General features: G+C 43.3%; 17 protein-coding genes, 1 tRNA gene, 1 rRNA gene and 2 riboswitches (1 of these 21 running past the window's edge). Of the genes, 7 read left to right on the plus strand and 12 right to left on the minus strand.

The window, feature by feature from the left end; genetic code table 11:
* A 16S ribosomal RNA gene (locus NSQ83_RS16375) occupies positions 1-874 on the minus strand; it reaches 676 nt to the left of the window's first position.
* 466 nt (positions 875-1340) lie between these two features.
* Positions 1341-1442: riboswitch (TPP riboswitch) on the plus strand.
* Positions 1443-1541: 99 nt separating this feature from the next.
* On the opposite strand from NSQ83_RS16375, the gene thiT reads away from it, so the two are divergent.
* Positions 1542-2120 carry an energy-coupled thiamine transporter ThiT gene (thiT, locus tag NSQ83_RS16380; RefSeq protein WP_003228966.1) on the plus strand — a complete coding sequence of 193 codons (579 nt, stop codon included), beginning with the start codon at positions 1542-1544 and terminating at the stop codon, positions 2118-2120.
* A 41-nt stretch (positions 2121-2161) separates the two neighbouring features.
* Here the strand turns inward: thiT and NSQ83_RS16385 are convergent, their stop codons facing one another.
* Genes NSQ83_RS16385 through NSQ83_RS16395 form a run of 3 tightly spaced genes read right to left on the minus strand, consistent with a single transcriptional unit; the run spans position 2162 to position 4775 of the window.
* Positions 2162-2683 carry a GNAT family N-acetyltransferase gene (locus NSQ83_RS16385; protein ID WP_003228963.1) on the minus strand — a complete coding sequence of 174 codons (522 nt, stop codon included), beginning with the start codon at positions 2681-2683 and terminating at the stop codon, positions 2162-2164.
* Between the two features lie 17 nt (positions 2684-2700).
* Complete coding sequence (gene floT, locus NSQ83_RS16390) at positions 2701-4230, minus strand: flotillin lipid rafts scaffold protein FloT (RefSeq protein ID WP_003228960.1); 1530 nt, start codon at positions 4228-4230, stop codon at positions 2701-2703.
* Between the two features lie 20 nt (positions 4231-4250).
* Positions 4251-4775: an NfeD family protein gene (locus NSQ83_RS16395; RefSeq protein WP_015251368.1), complete on the minus strand. Its 525-nt coding sequence runs from the start codon at positions 4773-4775 to the stop codon at positions 4251-4253.
* 167 nt (positions 4776-4942) lie between these two features.
* On the opposite strand from NSQ83_RS16395, the gene NSQ83_RS16400 reads away from it, so the two are divergent.
* Positions 4943-5431, plus strand: a complete 489-nt coding sequence (locus NSQ83_RS16400; protein WP_003242867.1) for a DinB family protein — start codon at positions 4943-4945, stop codon at positions 5429-5431.
* Between the two features lie 5 nt (positions 5432-5436).
* Here the strand turns inward: NSQ83_RS16400 and NSQ83_RS16405 are convergent, their stop codons facing one another.
* The 3 genes from NSQ83_RS16405 to betB form a co-directional block, all read right to left on the minus strand.
* Positions 5437-6015 carry an MOSC domain-containing protein gene (locus NSQ83_RS16405; RefSeq protein WP_003228953.1) on the minus strand — a complete coding sequence of 193 codons (579 nt, stop codon included), beginning with the start codon at positions 6013-6015 and terminating at the stop codon, positions 5437-5439.
* 87 nt (positions 6016-6102) lie between these two features.
* Positions 6103-7311, minus strand: coding sequence for a choline dehydrogenase (gene gbsB, locus NSQ83_RS16410; protein ID WP_014477776.1), 1209 nt, complete (start codon positions 7309-7311; stop codon positions 6103-6105).
* 16 nt (positions 7312-7327) lie between these two features.
* A complete protein-coding gene (gene betB, locus NSQ83_RS16415) occupies positions 7328-8800 on the minus strand; it encodes a betaine-aldehyde dehydrogenase (RefSeq protein ID WP_153912380.1) in 1473 nt (490 codons plus the stop codon).
* 198 nt (positions 8801-8998) lie between these two features.
* Between betB and gbsR the strand changes: the two genes are divergently transcribed.
* The 4 genes from gbsR to ktrB all read left to right on the plus strand — a co-directional run bounded on the left by gbsR (position 8999) and on the right by ktrB (position 12662).
* Positions 8999-9541, plus strand: coding sequence for a transcriptional regulator GbsR (gene gbsR, locus NSQ83_RS16420; RefSeq protein ID WP_014480661.1), 543 nt, complete (start codon positions 8999-9001; stop codon positions 9539-9541).
* A 197-nt stretch (positions 9542-9738) separates the two neighbouring features.
* Positions 9739-10284: a biofilm surface layer hydrophobin BslA gene (gene bslA / locus NSQ83_RS16425; protein WP_003243556.1), complete on the plus strand. Its 546-nt coding sequence runs from the start codon at positions 9739-9741 to the stop codon at positions 10282-10284.
* Between the two features lie 144 nt (positions 10285-10428).
* A riboswitch (cyclic di-AMP (ydaO/yuaA leader) is annotated at positions 10429-10577 on the plus strand.
* A gap of 72 nt (positions 10578-10649) precedes the next feature.
* Positions 10650-11318, plus strand: coding sequence for a potassium uptake protein KtrA (gene ktrA / locus NSQ83_RS16430; RefSeq protein WP_029318513.1), 669 nt, complete (start codon positions 10650-10652; stop codon positions 11316-11318).
* A 6-nt stretch (positions 11319-11324) separates the two neighbouring features.
* Positions 11325-12662: a Ktr system potassium transporter KtrB gene (gene ktrB / locus NSQ83_RS16435; protein WP_080529717.1), complete on the plus strand. Its 1338-nt coding sequence runs from the start codon at positions 11325-11327 to the stop codon at positions 12660-12662.
* Positions 12663-12698: 36 nt separating this feature from the next.
* On the opposite strand, the gene NSQ83_RS16440 is transcribed toward ktrB, so the two are convergent.
* From NSQ83_RS16440 to NSQ83_RS16450, 3 genes are all read right to left on the minus strand, one after another.
* Positions 12699-12962 carry a YiaA/YiaB family protein gene (locus NSQ83_RS16440; RefSeq protein ID WP_003222348.1) on the minus strand — a complete coding sequence of 88 codons (264 nt, stop codon included), beginning with the start codon at positions 12960-12962 and terminating at the stop codon, positions 12699-12701.
* Between the two features lie 108 nt (positions 12963-13070).
* The gene (gene lytG, locus NSQ83_RS16445) at positions 13071-13919 is read right to left on the minus strand and encodes an exo-glucosaminidase LytG (RefSeq protein ID WP_041352186.1); all 849 of its coding nucleotides are present in this window, start codon (positions 13917-13919) and stop codon (positions 13071-13073) included.
* 160 nt (positions 13920-14079) lie between these two features.
* Complete coding sequence (locus NSQ83_RS16450) at positions 14080-15615, minus strand: MFS transporter (protein ID WP_160221779.1); 1536 nt, start codon at positions 15613-15615, stop codon at positions 14080-14082.
* Between the two features lie 518 nt (positions 15616-16133).
* Here NSQ83_RS16450 and cdoA point away from each other — a divergent pair.
* Positions 16134-16619: a cysteine dioxygenase gene (cdoA, locus tag NSQ83_RS16455; protein ID WP_015251362.1), complete on the plus strand. Its 486-nt coding sequence runs from the start codon at positions 16134-16136 to the stop codon at positions 16617-16619.
* Positions 16620-16724: 105 nt separating this feature from the next.
* Here the strand turns inward: cdoA and NSQ83_RS16460 are convergent.
* Positions 16725-16797: transfer RNA gene (locus tag NSQ83_RS16460), tRNA-Ala, on the minus strand.
* A gap of 106 nt (positions 16798-16903) precedes the next feature.
* Positions 16904-17734 (minus strand): undecaprenyl-diphosphate phosphatase, encoded by an 831-nt coding sequence (locus NSQ83_RS16465; RefSeq protein ID WP_014477785.1) that lies wholly within the window; start codon positions 17732-17734, stop codon positions 16904-16906.
* Between the last annotated feature and the right edge of the window lie 7 nt (positions 17735-17741).

Consider the following 17741-nt stretch of genomic DNA (forward strand, 5'->3'; position numbering starts at 1 on the left):
GTTAGCTGCAGCACTAAGGGGCGGAAACCCCCTAACACTTAGCACTCATCGTTTACGGCGTGGACTACCAGGGTATCTAATCCTGTTCGCTCCCCACGCTTTCGCTCCTCAGCGTCAGTTACAGACCAGAGAGTCGCCTTCGCCACTGGTGTTCCTCCACATCTCTACGCATTTCACCGCTACACGTGGAATTCCACTCTCCTCTTCTGCACTCAAGTTCCCCAGTTTCCAATGACCCTCCCCGGTTGAGCCGGGGGCTTTCACATCAGACTTAAGAAACCGCCTGCGAGCCCTTTACGCCCAATAATTCCGGACAACGCTTGCCACCTACGTATTACCGCGGCTGCTGGCACGTAGTTAGCCGTGGCTTTCTGGTTAGGTACCGTCAAGGTACCGCCCTATTCGAACGGTACTTGTTCTTCCCTAACAACAGAGCTTTACGATCCGAAAACCTTCATCACTCACGCGGCGTTGCTCCGTCAGACTTTCGTCCATTGCGGAAGATTCCCTACTGCTGCCTCCCGTAGGAGTCTGGGCCGTGTCTCAGTCCCAGTGTGGCCGATCACCCTCTCAGGTCGGCTACGCATCGTTGCCTTGGTGAGCCGTTACCTCACCAACTAGCTAATGCGCCGCGGGTCCATCTGTAAGTGGTAGCCGAAGCCACCTTTTATGTTTGAACCATGCGGTTCAAACAACCATCCGGTATTAGCCCCGGTTTCCCGGAGTTATCCCAGTCTTACAGGCAGGTTACCCACGTGTTACTCACCCGTCCGCCGCTAACATCAGGGAGCAAGCTCCCATCTGTCCGCTCGACTTGCATGTATTAGGCACGCCGCCAGCGTTCGTCCTGAGCCAGGATCAAACTCTCCGATAAATGGATCACAGGTTAAGTTCACCGCATCCTGCGGCGACACCTGCGTGACCTGCGTCGTGCAGACCCTAGTTTGACTGACTACGCACATCGCTGTGCGATTTTTAAAAACTGAATTAACAGGTACGTTTTGTCTTGTTTAGTTTTCAAAGATCATTTCGTTACTTCTCAATGAAGCAGCTTTACTAATATAACATTCAGCTTCTTTTTTGTCAACAACTTTTTTCAAGTTGTTTTGAAGCATCTAGTTTGTGTCCGCTGTGCATCAGCGACGTTTAATAATATAACACCTGTATTTATTTATTGCAATAGTTTTTTTAAAAAAATCTATAAAACAAATAAACTATAATCCTCGCCATGATTTCTAAAGCGTGTGTATCATATAAGTTTCTTAAAAGAACATATACATCAGTCATGTGATCTTGTTGTTTTTTTCGTTTTCTTGTATAGTAGAAACGAACTAAATACTGATGACCACAAGGGGAGCATTAAAGCTGAGAGTGAGCGGTTTCGTTCTGACCCTTTGAACCTGTTAGTTAACGCTGGCGTAGGGATGTGGCGAAGTCAAATGAATTGCAGATCGTAAAGCAGTGCGTGGAACTTTTCTCATCCTTCCGCGTGCTGCTTTTTTGTTGTCCTTTTGGTTGTCTGTCAATGGAAGGAGATAGATATGAATCAATCTAAGCAACTGGTTCGCCTTATTGAAATTGCCATTATGACAGCGGCAGCCGTTATTTTAGACATTGTCTCAGGAATGTTTCTTAGCATGCCTCAAGGAGGCTCGGTCTCCATCATGATGATTCCGATCTTTTTAATTTCGTTTCGCTGGGGTGTCAAAGCAGGTCTTACTACAGGTTTGTTGACAGGTCTAGTACAAATAGCAATCGGAAACTTGTTTGCTCAACATCCTGTACAGCTATTGTTAGATTACATTGTCGCTTTCGCAGCAATCGGCATAAGCGGCTGTTTCGCTTCTTCTGTCCGTAAAGCCGCTGTATCAAAAACAAAAGGGAAATTGATTGTTTCAGTGGTCAGCGCAGTTTTTATCGGCAGTTTGCTGCGCTATGCCGCGCATGTCATTTCAGGAGCTGTGTTTTTCGGCAGCTTTGCTCCAAAAGGAACACCGGTATGGATTTATTCTTTAACTTATAATGCGACTTACATGGTTCCTTCATTCATTATTTGTGCAATTGTCCTATGTTTATTATTTATGACAGCACCCCGTCTGCTTAAAAGTGACAAAGCGTAAAAGTAACAATCCCCCAGCGAATTCCACTGGGGGATTTTTCGTTATCTGTTAAGAAGTGTTTTTAAAGCTGAAAGATCCGGCCAGCCAAGACCTACTTCTTTCAGCCTTACTCCGGCAATTTCAAAGTTGTCCTCCGCTACTCTTTCAGGTGAATAGGCCTGATAAAATATAATCGAGGGATTCTGCTCAATAACCCAAACAAACATACTTGAAAAGCCATGTTGAAGCAAAAACTCCGCTCCTTTTGCTAAGAGCGCCCTGCCTGCACCTTGCCGCTGGCGCTCTTCCAGAAGATAAATAGCGTATAACTCGCCGTCATAGCCTTCTTGTTCAGAGCGAATAGGTCCAAATGAAGCAAAGCCGAATACTGAACCCTTTTCGTCCTGAGCAACAAATACTCCCTTTAACGAGCGACTTTTCCATTTGTCTTCAAATTCCTTATAGTTCAGGCTGTTTAAATAATCAATCGGGATAATTTCGTGGTATGTTGTCCTCCAGCTGTCTACATGCACTTTTGCAATGTCCTTTATATCCTCTAACTTCGCTTCACGTACAGTTACCATACGGTTCTGCCCTTTCCTTACTCTGATTTTTGGATCGTTTTGGCTTCTTTGATTTCATTTGTTAATTCATTAATGCTTTGTTTTACGTTTCCTTTTCCTGAAAAGTTCTCAAGCATTTCTTTTACATCAATTCCTGAGGATGCTTTTAAACTTTCTTGCAGACTTGACATTAAGTTCGTCGCATAGCTGGTTACTTTGTTTGCTCCGCTTGATTCACCGCTTCCTCCTGTATCGACAACGGTGATTTTATCAATATTTGAAAGAGGTGCCGCTGCTTGTTTCGCGTATTCCGGAAGCATTTTGACAATCATATCGAAAATCGCCGCCTGCCCGTACTGTTCAAAGGCGGCCGCAATTTTCTCTTTTGCTTCCGCTTCTGCAAGACCTTTCAGGCGGATAACCTCTGCCTCTGTCTCTCCTTTCGCTTTTTCCGCTTCTGCTTTTGCTAGCCCGTCAATTCTTACTTTTTCCGCCTCAGCCTTTGCCATTGCTTCAATACTGTACTTCTTGGCATCGGCTTCCGCGAGCTGTTTGGCTTTCTCAGCTGCTGCGGACTGCTCAACAGAATAACGGTCTGCATCGGCTTTTTTCTTTACCTCTGAGTCGTATTGACGTTCACGGCGAAGAATTTCTTTTTCTTCTAGTTCTATTTGTTTTTGGCGTTCGATAATTTTAACCTGCATTTCCTGCTCTGTGACTTGCTGGCGCGCTCTGGCAGTCTCTAAATCATATGCCTGGTCGGCATTCGCTTTTGCCGTATCTTGTTCTCTGCGAAATTCAGCCATTTTGAGCTGATTGATTTTTTCAGCTTCAGCGATTTCCGTCGCCCGTTCAAGTTCTGATTTTTTTGCGTCTTTATCGGCTTCTGCCCGCTTAATTCGGGTTTCTTTATCAGCCTCTGCTGTCGCGATATCAGCATCGCGTTTTACTTGGGCAATTCTCGGTTTCCCTAATGATTCAAGATAACCGTTTTTATCACGCACATCTTTAATGGTAAAGGAAACAATCACAAGCCCCATTTTCGCGAGGTCCTGTGAAGCGACACGCTGCACCTCTTGAGAAAATTTCTCCCTGTTTTTATAGATTTCTTCAACTGTCATTGAGCCGAGAATGGAACGAAGGTGGCCTTCTAAAACCTCCCGCGCTTCCTGCTCACGGTCGTCTTTTGATTTCCCTAAAAATTGTTCGGCCGCTGTAGCGATTTCTCCTATAGAACCGCCGATTTTAATAATCGCAGTTCCATCGGCCATTACTGGCACTCCTTGTTCTGTATAGACTTCAGGTGTCGAAACATCGAGTTTGCTTGATAATAAGCTTAGCGGCTCTGCCTGCTGGAAGACGGGAAGGACAAAGGTTCCTCCGCCGCGGACGATTTTAATACGGTTGCCGCCTTCATCGACATGAACATTTTTATTGCCCAGATAGCTCCCTGTTACAATTAACGCTTCATCAGGCCCTGCTGTACGATACTTCGTAATAAACACAGCTATTAGTGCAATTAATAAAAAGAATACAACTCCGATGATCATTATAATCGGCATTGTCATATCAAATTCCTCCTTGTATGTTAAATGGGTTCATGCGGAGTAACCGAAAGAACTCCGTTGTTAATATCTACGACTAACACCGTTGTCCCGTAACTGATCTGCTGATTATCAAAACTGACCGCTGACTTTGAAATGGTCCCGCCTATCCCTTCTATGACCACTTCACCAAACCCGTCAACCGGCACAGCTGTAATCACTTTACCGAGTCTTCCTCTGAGATCATCTTCTCTATATGCCAATGATTCTTCTGCAGATGATAATGGTACCAGTACAAAGATGTGAAGCAATACCACCAGCATGATTGAAAGGATGCAAGATAAAAGCGCAATCAGCAAGCTCGACAGAGGCAATACGAGTTCACCTATATATCCGCCCGCTGAAAAACATGTGAAAAATGAGAGCACTAATGTCGGATTAAGAAACGGAATGCCTTCTGGCAGCCCTGCAAATACATCTCCGAAAAACAGAAATAACAGCGTAAGGCTGCCCGCAATAATAAGCGTATAAAGATAAATTGTTTGTATAGGTACTCCAAATAACTCCAATTTCCTCATCCTTTCTTCATCAATGCATTGATGAACGGCTGCCGTTACCATTAATACGAGACACCCCAGGAAAAGTTTCAAAATTTTAAGACAAATAACCCATTTGAAGTGCTTTATAAATGATAATTGCTTATATATATGGTAATGTCATTTTAGGAGGAGATATGATGAGTATCTTTAATGAAGCCAGATTAGAAACGTGGAACGAATTGAAAGGACTTTCTGACGAAAAGCTGAATCAAAAGCCTTCTGCTGAAGAATGGAGCATACGGGAAGTTCTTGACCATTTGAAAAAAATCGATATGACCGCACAAAAAATGTTGAAGGAACGTGTAAAGGACGCTCCGATTAAAGAAATTGAAGAAAAACCGCTTGAGGTAGCACAGGACAGAAATAATAAACGGAAAGCCCCGAGTCATCTTGAGCCTGCGCATGATTTTATTTCAGGCAGCCAAATGAAACGTGAGCTTGATGTGGTAAGAGAGCAGCTGACTGCTGCGATTGCCTCTCTGAAAGAAGAAGATTTTGAAAGAGTGCTTCCGCATCCTGTGTTTCAAGAGCTGACTGTCAGACAGTGGATCGATTTTATCGGCCATCATGAAAAACGGCACCTCAGCCAAATGAAAGAAATTAAAGAAAAGATAGAAAGGGCCTGATTTAATCAGACCCTTTCTGCTTTTCGTTTGACTTTTCGCTGATAGGAATGAACTTCTATTTCATCACCTGTGTAAACAGCACCAGGTCTCTCCACAATACAGACAATCCCTCTAATGCCCAGTGCGTGGCGGACGAAAGCCGGCGCCAGCTTCGGTTGGTCCGGATAATAAGACTGAATGACTTCTCCCGGCTGGATACACGGATCATTTTCGCCCTCACACAGCAGAGCCGCTCCGCTCGGAAAAATAATCCGGCTTCCTTCTTTTAATGAAGTAAGATCTGGCATACCGCTGACTGCCACATTCGCCCCGAGCCATTCCGGCAAAATTCTCGGCACTCCCATTTTTAAAGCGATTTCGTTGCATTCCTCTATTGAAACAATTGAAATTTGTCTGCGGTTGAAAATTTCAGTCCCTCTTGAAAACATTGGTTCTCTGGCTCCCGCTTTTTTGGTCAGGCCAAAATGCAAGTCGCCGGGGATGCCGCCATAATCAAAATCAAGCTTGTCCATTTGCTTTGTTACGAAGCTTTTTGTATCTGCGATATATAAGCCTTCCGCTTTTGCAGTCATACGCTTCCACATCAGCTGGCACCTTCCTTCTTATCTAAAATTTCCACCTATGCTTCATTATCCCAAAAAATCCCGCTCTGTAAAGGAGCGGGATTTTGATTATACAGTTTTAGGCGTAAGGTTAAAGCAGCGCTTGTAGATCCAGTTGTATGCTTTTTCATTTAAATCTCTAGGGTTTCCGAAGGTTTGCGGATCTTTCATTGCTTCTTTAGACAAGCGTTCGATCATATCAGGTGATACTCCCTGCTCTTCTAAAGTCGGCACTTCTAAATCTTCGACCAGATCATACATCCAATTGACAGATGCTTTCGCAGCTTCTTCTGTTGTCATCTTGCTTGTATCAATACCGAACGCTTTCGCAATACGCGCAAACTTCTCAGGATAGCCCTTCCAGTTGTATTCCATCACAGGGCCCATCATCGCCGCTACACATTGGCCGTGAGCGACTGGGATAATACCGCCAAGCGTTTGGCTCATCGCATGAGCCGCGCCCGCTGATTCACTTCCGTAAGAAAGACCGGCAAGCATCGCTGCCTGCGCCATTCCGTACCTTGCTTCCAGATCCTCTCCGTCAGCAAATGCCCTCTTAATGTAATGAGCGGCATACTCAATCGCCATTAAGGCAACCGCATCCGTGATTGGCTGTGCAAATTTCATTGTATAGCACTCAATGGCATGGGCGAGCGCATCAATTCCCGTCATAGCTGTTACATGCGGAGGCATTGAAACATGAAGCTCAGGATCAATGATGGTCAAGTGCGCTGCAATCAGCGGACCGCCCGTGTTGAATTTGAATTCTCTTTCTTCATCTGTGATAACCGCCCATTGGGTTACTTCTGATCCTGTTCCAGCTGTAGTGGGAATTGTCGTCAGCGGAGGAATGCGGTTTTCCAGCGGTTTTTTCCCATCTGCCGCTTCATAATCAAGCACGCTTCCTTCGTGAGTCGCTTCTACTCCGATTGCTTTTGCTGTATCCATGGAGCTTCCGCCTCCGACTGCCACCAAACCATTACAGTTCTCTTTTTTGTAAAGCTCAGATCCTTCATTCACCAGACGGACAGGCGGGTTTGGCTCAACTTTATGAAAGAGCACCACTTCAATGCCTGCTTCTTTAAGTGATTCGATTACAGGATCAGCAACACCGGCTTTATAAATCCCTGGGTCTGTGACAAGGAGCGCTTTTGATACGCCCAGTGCAGCTACTTCCTCACCCGTATGCTTGATGGCTCCGATTCCATGCTTAATCACAGTCGGAATTTCAAATGTGTGGAATTTCTGCATGCTTTCTACCTTCATATTTAATGTCATGATCAATCTCCCCCTCTTATGAATTGAACCAGTTAACCGCTGCCGGTTTTGTATTGCGGTATACATGTTTGACTTCTGTGTATTCTTCAAGGCCTATTTTTCCAAGCTCGCGTCCGAACCCGGATTGCTTATATCCGCCCCATGGCGCTTGTGCAAAGTACGGATGAAAATCGTTGATCCAAACGGTTCCCATTCTCAAGCGGGCTGCTACCCGTTCGCACTTTTCAATGTCTTTTGACCATACCGCTCCAGCCAAGCCATAGATGGTATCATTCGCAAGCTCGATTACCTCTTCTTCAGAGTTGAAGGTTTCGACTGTCAATACAGGACCGAAAACCTCTTCCTGAACGATTCTCATGTCAGAATTACAGTTTGAGAAAATAGTAGGTTCATAGAAAAAGCCGTTTTGAAGCTCAGGATCTTCCGGGCGTTTGCCTCCTGTCTCCAGCTTCGCGCCTTCCTCTATTCCGATCTCAACATATTTTTCTACCTTTGCCCTGTGCTCCGCCGAAATAAGCGGACCGCTTTCTGTCTCAGCATGAAAACCGTTTCCGAGTTTTATGCGTTTTGCCCGTTTGACCAGCTCCGCCAAAAATTGATCATGAATGGCATCCTCAACAAGCAAGCGGGAACCTGCAGAGCATACTTGGCCGGCGTGGAAAAATACAGCGTTTAAGGCCTGATCAACCGCAACTTCTAAATCCGCGTCCTTGAAAACAATATTTGGGTTTTTCCCGCCAAGTTCAAGGGCGATTTTTTTGACGTTTCCGCTTGCCGCCCGTATGATTTTTTTGCCTGTTTCAATTCCGCCCGTAAATGAAATCAAATCGACGTCTTTGTTTACGGCAAGCTCGTCGCCCACTGTGGCTCCCGGTCCAAGAACAAGATTTGCGACACCTTTTGGAACACCGGCTTCTTCCATCAGCTTAAAGACTTTGATTGTCGTCAGCGGCGTAATCTCACTCGGCTTCATGACGATTGTGTTTCCTGCGGCCAGTGCAGGGGCGATTTTCCAGCTCGCTTGAAGGAGCGGATAATTCCATGGAGTGATCTGGCCGCAAACCCCGATTGGCTCCCTAATAATTTTGCTTTCTGAATCAGGAATCGGAGATGAAATGATCTCTCCGCCATCTTTGTCTGCCAAGCCGGCGTAATATTGAAAAACATTGGCGATATCGTCCATATCGGCCTTGCTTTCTTCGAGTGTTTTTCCTGTATCAAGAGATTCAAGCTCAGCCAGCTCCTCAAGATCGCGTCTGATTAATTCCGCAATTTTCAGAACAATTTTTCCGCGTTCAAGCCCGGATAGCGAAGACCATTCTCCTTTGTCAAATGCTCTGCGTGCGGCTGCGATTGCTTTGATGGCGTCCTCTCGCCCTCCCTCGCTTACAGTTGCAATTTCTTCTTGATTAAATGGGTTGATAATACTGCGGATCTGTTCTTTTTCGGCACTGATCCATTCTCCGTCAATGAATAATGTTTGACTCATATAAGCCTCCTTGACGTAAATAAAGTTTGTTAAATAAAAATTTAATGTTTTTAACAACCTTAATCTAACATATGGTTTTTAAACTGTCAAAGTCCCCTTTTGATTTTTCTTTTTGACTTTTCCTCATGTTTCGTTAAGATAAAGAACATAAAGAAATAACTTAACGAATTTAATTTTCTAAAGGAAAAGAGGGTCAGTATGGATGAAAATCCAGAATTTGCAGCTATAGAACAGGCTCGGGATCTTGTTATTGACTCCATTGCTGAAACGATGGATCTTTACGGAATTACCCGCAGTGTCGGGATTTTATATGGGACGATGTATATGAGGGATGAGATGACGCTTGACGAAATGCGTGAGGAGTTGCAAATGAGCAAACCAAGCATGAGCACTGGCGTCAAAAAGCTTCAAGACTTAAATGTAGTGAAAAAAACATTTCACCGGGGCATCCGCAAGCATACATTTGTGGCTGAGAAGGATTTCTTTAAATTTTTCACAAATTTCTTTCCGCCTAAATGGGAGCGGGAGGTTCAAGTGAATGTAGCAGCGATCGAGGAAGCTCAAGCTGATTTACAAAAGGTTTTATGCAAGGAAGATCTCGATGAGGATATCAAAAATGAAGCACTGCAGTTATATGATCAGCTGGAAAGCTCTAAAGCTTACTATGACTGGCTGAAACGGCTTGCTGAATCGGTGCAGACCGGAGAAATTTTTAAATTTATACCGATCGAAACAAAGTAAAGCAGAAAACGCCTGGGAAACCAGGCGTTTTTTTGATGTAACTACTACAAATTTGAAAAATACGGGAAAAACACCCCATTTACTTCCAAAATATTTGATGGTAATTTTATGTAGGTAAAATTTGTATTTGGCCTTTCAGAGGAGGTGAAAAGCGGGCAGGCCTGTTTAATTTATCATTTTTTAGGGGGAATTTTGTTATGAAACGCAAATTATTATCTTCTTTGGCAATTAGTGCATTAAGTCTCGGGTTACTCGTTTCTGCACCTACAGCTTCTTTCGCGGCTGAATCTACATCAACTAAAGCTCATACTGAATCTACTATGAGAACACAGTCTACAGCTTCATTGTTCGCAACAATCACTGGCGCCAGCAAAACGGAATGGTCTTTCTCAGATATCGAATTGACTTACCGTCCAAACACGCTTCTCAGCCTTGGCGTTATGGAGTTTACATTGCCAAGCGGATTTACTGCAAACACGAAAGACACATTGAACGGAAATGCCTTGCGTACAACACAGATCCTCAATAACGGGAAAACAGTAAGAGTTCCTTTGGCACTTGATTTGTTAGGAGCTGGCGAATTCAAATTAAAACTGAATAACAAAACACTTCCTGCCGCAGGTACATATACTTTCCGTGCAGAGAATAAATCATTAAGCATCGGAAATAAATTTTACGCAGAAGCCAGCATTGACGTGGCTAAGCGCAGCACTCCTCCGACTCAGCCTTGCGGTTGCAACTAATGTAAAAGACCGGTTAACGCCGGTCTTTTTTGCGTTTTACCCTCCCCTTTTTCTCTAATTCCCGTTATCTTTTTTCTGGTTTAAAATTTAAATTGACAAACACTAGAAACAGGAGTAAATTCTTGAGTGTTCAATTTCATACAGTCTCTTTTACCGCTTAATCAAACACGAACGGGGGAACCAACGATTGGCTGTTTTATTAACAGCCTTGGGGTGAATCTTACTAAGTAAGAGGGGGTACTCTGAATCCCTAATCCGACAGCTAACCTCGTAGGCGTATACAGAGAGGAGGTCTATTATCGGCCATTCTTTGCAATGGTCTTTTTTGCTTCAAAAACGTTAATTCACTAAGGGAGATATGAACATTGGGAAGAATTAAAAATAAGCAATTTGCCGTGATCGGGCTGGGCCGATTTGGCGGCAGCATTTGTAAAGAACTTCATAGAATGGGGCATGAGGTCCTTGCGGTTGATATCAACGAAGAAAAGGTCAATGCATATGCTTCTTACGCCACTCATGCGGTAATTGCCAACGCCACCGAAGAAAACGAATTGCTTTCATTAGGAATACGCAATTTTGAATATGTGATTGTTGCCATCGGAGCAAATATTCAAGCGAGTACGCTGACCACCCTATTATTAAAGGAGCTTGATGTTCCAAATATTTGGGTGAAGGCTCAAAACTATTATCATCACAAGGTGCTTGAAAAAATAGGCGCTGACCGCATTATTCATCCTGAAAAAGATATGGGAGTTAAAATCGCACAAAGCCTTTCAGACGAAAATGTTTTGAATTACATTGATCTATCTGATGAATACAGTATTGTCGAGCTGCTGGCTACGCGCAAGCTTGATTCAAAATCGATTATTGACCTGAATGTAAGAGCAAAGTACGGCTGCACGATCCTGGCCATTAAACATCATGGAGATATCTGTCTTTCCCCCGCGCCTGAAGACATCATTCACGAGCAAGATTGCCTGGTGATCATGGGCCACAAAAAGGATATTAAACGTTTTGAAAACGAAGGGATGTAGACAAAAGTGACACTTCAAAGGGATAAAGTGATCAAATGGGTTCGGTTTACACCGCCTCAAGTGCTTGCCATTGGTTTTTTCCTTACCATTATCATCGGGGCTGTCCTATTAATGCTTCCGATTTCCACTACGAAGCCATTGTCATGGATAGATGCCCTTTTTACTGCGGCTTCCGCTACAACTGTTACAGGGCTTGCTGTTGTCGATACCGGTACTCAATTTACGGTATTCGGGCAAACAGTTATTATGGGGCTGATTCAGATTGGCGGGCTTGGATTTATGACATTTGCGGTCTTGATCGTCATGATATTAGGAAAAAAAATCGGCTTAAAAGAACGAATGCTCGTCCAGGAAGCCTTAAACCAGCCGACAATCGGCGGTGTCATTGGCCTTGTCAAAGTCCTGTTTCTGTTTTCGATCAGTATTGAATTGATAGCAGCACTCATTTTATCCATCCGGCTTGTACCTCAGTACGGCTGGTCATCCGGCTTGTTTGCAAGTTTGTTTCACGCAATATCTGCTTTTAACAATGCCGGGTTTTCGTTGTGGCCTGATAATTTGATGAGCTACGTTGGCGATCCTACAGTAAACCTCGTGATTACTTTCTTATTTATTACAGGAGGGATCGGATTTACGGTTCTGTTTGATGTGATGAAAAATCGGCGTTTTAAAGCTTTTTCTTTACATACAAAGCTCATGCTTACAGGAACGCTGATGTTGAATGCGATTGCTATGCTTACGGTCTTTATTTTAGAATACAGCAACCCTGGGACGCTCGGCCACCTGCATATAGTGGATAAACTGTGGGCGTCCTATTTTCAGGCAGTGACGCCGAGAACCGCAGGCTTCAATTCTCTAGATTTTGGAAGCATGAGAGAAGGAACAATTGTATTTACTTTATTATTGATGTTTATCGGAGCAGGAAGCGCATCAACGGCGAGCGGCATTAAGCTGACTACGTTCATCGTGATTTTAACATCTGTTATTGCTTACTTGAGAGGTAAAAAAGAAACGGTTATTTTCCGCCGTTCTATCAAATATCCGATTATCATTAAAGCTTTAGCTGTGAGCGTCACCAGTTTGTTCATCGTGTTTTTAGGGATTTTCGCCCTGACGATCACAGAACAAGCGCCATTTCTTCAAATTGTGTTTGAAACCTTTTCCGCATTCGGAACTGTCGGCCTTACGATGGGGCTTACTCCTGAACTGACAACAGCTGGCAAGTGTATCATTATTGTCATCATGTTTATCGGAAGAATTGGTCCTTTAACGTTCGTGTTTTCATTCGCAAAAACAGAGCAATCAAATATCCGTTACCCTGATGGCGAAGTGTTTACAGGGTGATATCAAAAAAATCCGGCGTGCAGTCGCCGGATTTTTTTATGATTCGATATGAGATTGATTTTGTCTTTTTTCCTGTTCCGCGATGATTTCGTTATCCTCCGCGTTATCACGGGTTACTTTTTGTGTGAGAATCGCACCAACTGCTACAAGTATCATAACAGCGATGTAATAACCTTTTTCATTGAGTTCCAGGTTATCAGCATTATAGAGTCCGATACTAAACAAAAATACTCCCGCAAAAAAAGTAAAATAAGCTAATACTGTAAAGGCAACCGTGTTTCTGCGTCTATATTTCTGCACCTTTGTTCCCTCCCGAAAGCATAGTTAAAAAGTGATAACTTCCGTGGAATATTATACCTCAAATTCCCCAGAATGGAACAAAGAATTAAAAATACCAGTAAAAAGGGCTTAGGTTGCCTCCTTTATTTCAACAGCTGAATCATCAATCCAGCCAATAAGTTTATCATTGATTTGGAATTGGTACCATACAGACTGGCCTTTCTGTTTTTTAGACACAACCTTTATGTCTTTGCCGACGTAAGATTGGGCAGAGGTAAGCCTTATGGACCGATCATCAGTAGAAGGCTTGGACCATACGTCTTGAACGGCACTGTCTTTAATAGAGGCGTTTAAATCCACAGATTTGAGGGATGGATTTACCTCATCGTACTCATCTAAATCGTATTTTTCCACAATAGCACTGATTTTGTCAGCGTAGTCAGGGTCTGTAGCATATCCTGATGTTTGCAGGGCGGTTGCCGCTTCCTTATAATTCCCTGCCTCAAGCACCGGTTTATACTTCTTTTTATTCCACGATGTGCCACGGACGAACAATTGGGCGTGATCATCCATAGATTCAAAAAACGTGCTGTATTTTCGAAACTTCGCGCGAATGGTTTTTCTTTTCCCTTTTTCAACTTCGTCCGTTTCCATCGTGACATGATGGCCTTTATAATTCCCTTTTACGCCAAAAAGGTTGTTGGCCTTAGCAGCCAGTTCACTGTTCCCCCAGTCCGATTCGAGAATGGCCTGAGCAATTGTGATGCTGGGGAGAACATGGTATTTTTCATACAAAATTTGGGCATGTCCGGACAGACTGTCTATAAATACTTGCTGTTCATCGATTTCTTCAGTTTCTTTGGATATTTCAATCGGTTTTGATAAAGTTGTCGCTAAAACAAACAGAGCTAGCGGAATCGATACAAGGAAAAATAGTGAAATAAAGAGTTTACGTTTTTTAAGTTTTTTACGGGCCATGAAAACCTTCCTTCGAATTAAAAGATTACGAATGTAAAAGAATCTACCTTTTAGAATTTTACTTGCACTTCTAATATTTTTCAATTCTTTAGGGATAAAGTTGGGAAAAGATTGCAAAATAAAAACCTTTTCGCTCAATGAAAAGGTTTTTACCATGTTTCTATTTTTGTAAATTTCTGAGTGCATTCCGATATTCCGTATCATTTATTACTTTATATGATTTGACAGTTGCCTTCGACAAACCTTCTGCTGAAACGGCCGGTTTTTCCGGAGCTGTTTTCGCTTTATCATGTGGTTTATGTGCCAGCTTGTGCCCCATTCCAGTGGCATTCATACAAAATGACAGACAGACGAGCAGCACGCTAAGGATAAAAGAAATGAAGAAGAGATCATGATAAGCAGTCATCATAGAATCCTGTACCGAACCGCTTTGTCTGGCAGCATCTTTTTTCGTGAAAAAGCCGATGAGAATAGGAACTCCCATATAGACAAACAATCTTAAAAACTGAACAGCTGTCATTCTCTTGACCAAATCAGGCAGCGGGCCTCCCATGGCAGCTCCCATCAGCCCTGCGGCGACTGTCAGGCCTGTTCCCGCTGCAAGCATGATAAACAGTGCCGCGAACATATAAAGAGATGATCGATCCTGCATATGCAGCCATTGAAAATTCACAAAGACGAGAATGAGTCCGCCGATAATACCGAGCATCCCTGGTCCGACTTTATCATAAAACAGAGCGCTCAAAATGGCCGCGATCGCCACTCCGATTAAAAGAGTCAAGTTTAAAAGAATGAGATGCTCCTGAGAAATATCATACATTTGACGGAGCAAGCCTTGAAAAGCAGACAGGCTGACAGCTACCGTTATCGTCCCTGCAGCTATGATCAATAAGCCAAGCACCGGTTTTGGCAGCAGCATCAGTTTAATAGATATGAATGGGTTTTTCACTTTATATTCCACAATCAATAGACCAATGAGCAAACATAACGTCACCCCGAAACCAATCCATACATAACCCGATGACAGCCCCCATTTTTGCAGAAAAATGAATGAAACCGCTGAGGCTGCGGCAAGGAAAACAGATAAAAGAATTCCCGCACGATCAAGCGGCTGTTCTTGATCCGCCGCTCCGTGATGTTCGTCATGGAGAAAGAAATAGCTCACCGCGACACCGATCAGGGACAAGGTGCCAAAGATGAAAAACAGCCATCTCCAATGCCCGCAGCTTGTTGCAATGGTTCCCAGGATTGTGCCGATGATAACAGAACCATAGAATCCCCCGATCAGCACAAGCAGTGCATAATTCCTGCGTTCAATCGGGAATGACAGTACAAGCATTGGAATCATAATCATCAGCATGACACCTGTTGCCGCTCCCTGTAAAAAGCGTCCTGCTGCCATCCATGCAACATCGCTTGAACATGCGATGAGCAGTGAACCTAGTATAAAGACAGGTAATGAAGCCAGATAGACGGGACGAGCACCGAATTTTTTCCTCAGCAGCGGTCCTGCCGGAACTAATAAGGCAAAGGCCAGATTGCCGATCAATATTGGATTTACTGATGTGAAGCCACTTGTTCCAACCGCTTTCTGAACAAGGCCTTGAACTGACGACAATGCCGTGTTAGACATCAATCCCGGCCCGACCGCTAAGACGGCGAGCAAAGAAATCACCCAATAGTGTTTTGTCTTCATGTTGTCATTCCTTCCTATATGAATACATGCGAAACACATCATTTTTTGAAACCAAAAGAAGCTAATAGATTTTGCATACCATTAGCTTTCAGTCTAATATTCTCCCTTTCAGGGGAAATGATATTATTTTATTATAATTATGTGAATGAATGAGCATATAATCAAATATTATTTCAAATCGATTGTGTTTTGTCAATGGAGTAAATTTCAAGCACAACATAAAAAGTCTGAAAGCTTTTCCCCGATATTGTGTTTTGGAGCCAAGGGGCCTAGAACTGCACTTATGGAGCCCTGCTCGTTCCCTCAAGCGAATTAAAGCAGGCCGTTTTAACCCTTTCAATCCACTATTCCAACTAATAAACTCGAATAAGTTGGTGATAAGACAACATTTTGGCCGCACATTTTTTTGTGTTCACTGGGCGTTTGCCGCCTCTAAATTGTATATGGGTAAATACCATGAATTAACCTATAAAATACCAATGTAAGGAAATTTTAAATATTCCGGGAGGCAAAAACGAATGGAACTGTATGAGTGTATCCAAGACATTTTTGGCGGCTTGAAAAATCCATCGGTTAAAGATTTAGCAACGTCTTTAAAACAAATTCCAAACGCAGCAAAATTGAGTCAACCGTATATTAAGGAACCAGACCAGTACGCTTACGGCCGAAATGCCATCTATCGAAATAATGAATTGGAAATTATCGTGATTAACATTCCGCCAAACAAGGAGACAACAGTCCACGATCATGGTCAATCCATTGGTTGTGCAATGGTGTTAGAAGGAAAGCTTCTTAATTCTATTTATCGCTCAGCCGGCGAACACGCAGAACTCTCCAATTCATACTTTGTCCACGAAGGAGAATGCCTTATTTCAACCAAAGGTTTAATTCACAAAATGTCTAATCCCACATCCGAACGAATGGTGTCTCTTCATGTCTACTCCCCTCCTTTGGAAGACATGACGGTCTTTGAGGAACAAAAGGAGGTATTGGAAAATTCATGATTGACAGATAAACTGCTCACTTTGACTTCGCTCAACTGGAGGATTCAGAGAATGAATCTTTTCCTCAAAACAAAAAAACCCTTATAGAATAAGGGTTTACAGGTATGGAGCCAAGGGGGCTCGAACCCCTGACCTCTACGCTGCCAGCGTAGCGCTCTCCCAGCTGAGCTATGGCCCCGTATGTAATGTCATGTTTATTATAGATGATTTTATTTTGAAAAACAAGCTGTTTCCTCTTGAATTGACAGAAAAAATAAGGCTCGTAAAAGAGCCTTATTTTCGACTTACATCATGATCAAAAGTAAAATCACACCGAGAATAATTCGATAGATTGCAAATGGGACAAGTTTGATTTTGTTAATCAGCCTTAAGAAGAAACGGACGACAAACAGTGCGACAACAAAGGCACAGATAAAGCCGACGATGAAAAATGGCATCAGATCCGAGCTTAAGCTGTCCCAATGCTTCACGAGGCTTAGAAAGCTGGCTCCCATCATGATCGGCATCGCCATAATAAACGTAAAGTCGGCTGCAGCTCGGTGGTTTAATCCGAGAATAACACCGCCGGAAATGGTTGAACCCGAACGCGAGAAACCCGGCCAAAGGGCAAGACATTGGAATAAGCCGACGGCTATCGCCTGTTTATAGGAAATGCGGTCGAGTGTGTCTGTCGCTGTTTTCCGTTTATTGACCCAGTCAGCAAAAAGCATGAGGATTGCCCCGGCAATTAAACCGATGGCCACAGTTTTAACGGAAAATAAATATTCATCAATGTAATCTTCAAACAAAAAGCCGAGAACAGCTGCAGGCACGAGTCCGACGGCAATTTGGGCAATGCTTAATTTATGTCCCTGCTCCTGGTCGCTTGTAATATTTTTTTTCAAGCCCAGTAAATTTAAAATTCGGTCTTTAAACACGATAGCTACTGCTAAAATGGAGCCTAGCTGAATAACCACCTTGAATGAGTTAGCAGCTTCTTCTGACATCAGATTACTTGATTTAAGCCAGATGTCGTCTACTATAATCATATGTCCTGTCGAAGAAACCGGCGCGTACTCTGTTAATCCTTCTACGATTCCTAAAATGGCGGCTACAAACAATTCCCATAGAGTCATGATTTTG

The organism is Bacillus sp. PS217 (assembly GCF_037963535.1).
Classification (GTDB): Bacteria; Bacillota; Bacilli; order Bacillales; family Bacillaceae; genus Bacillus; species Bacillus subtilis.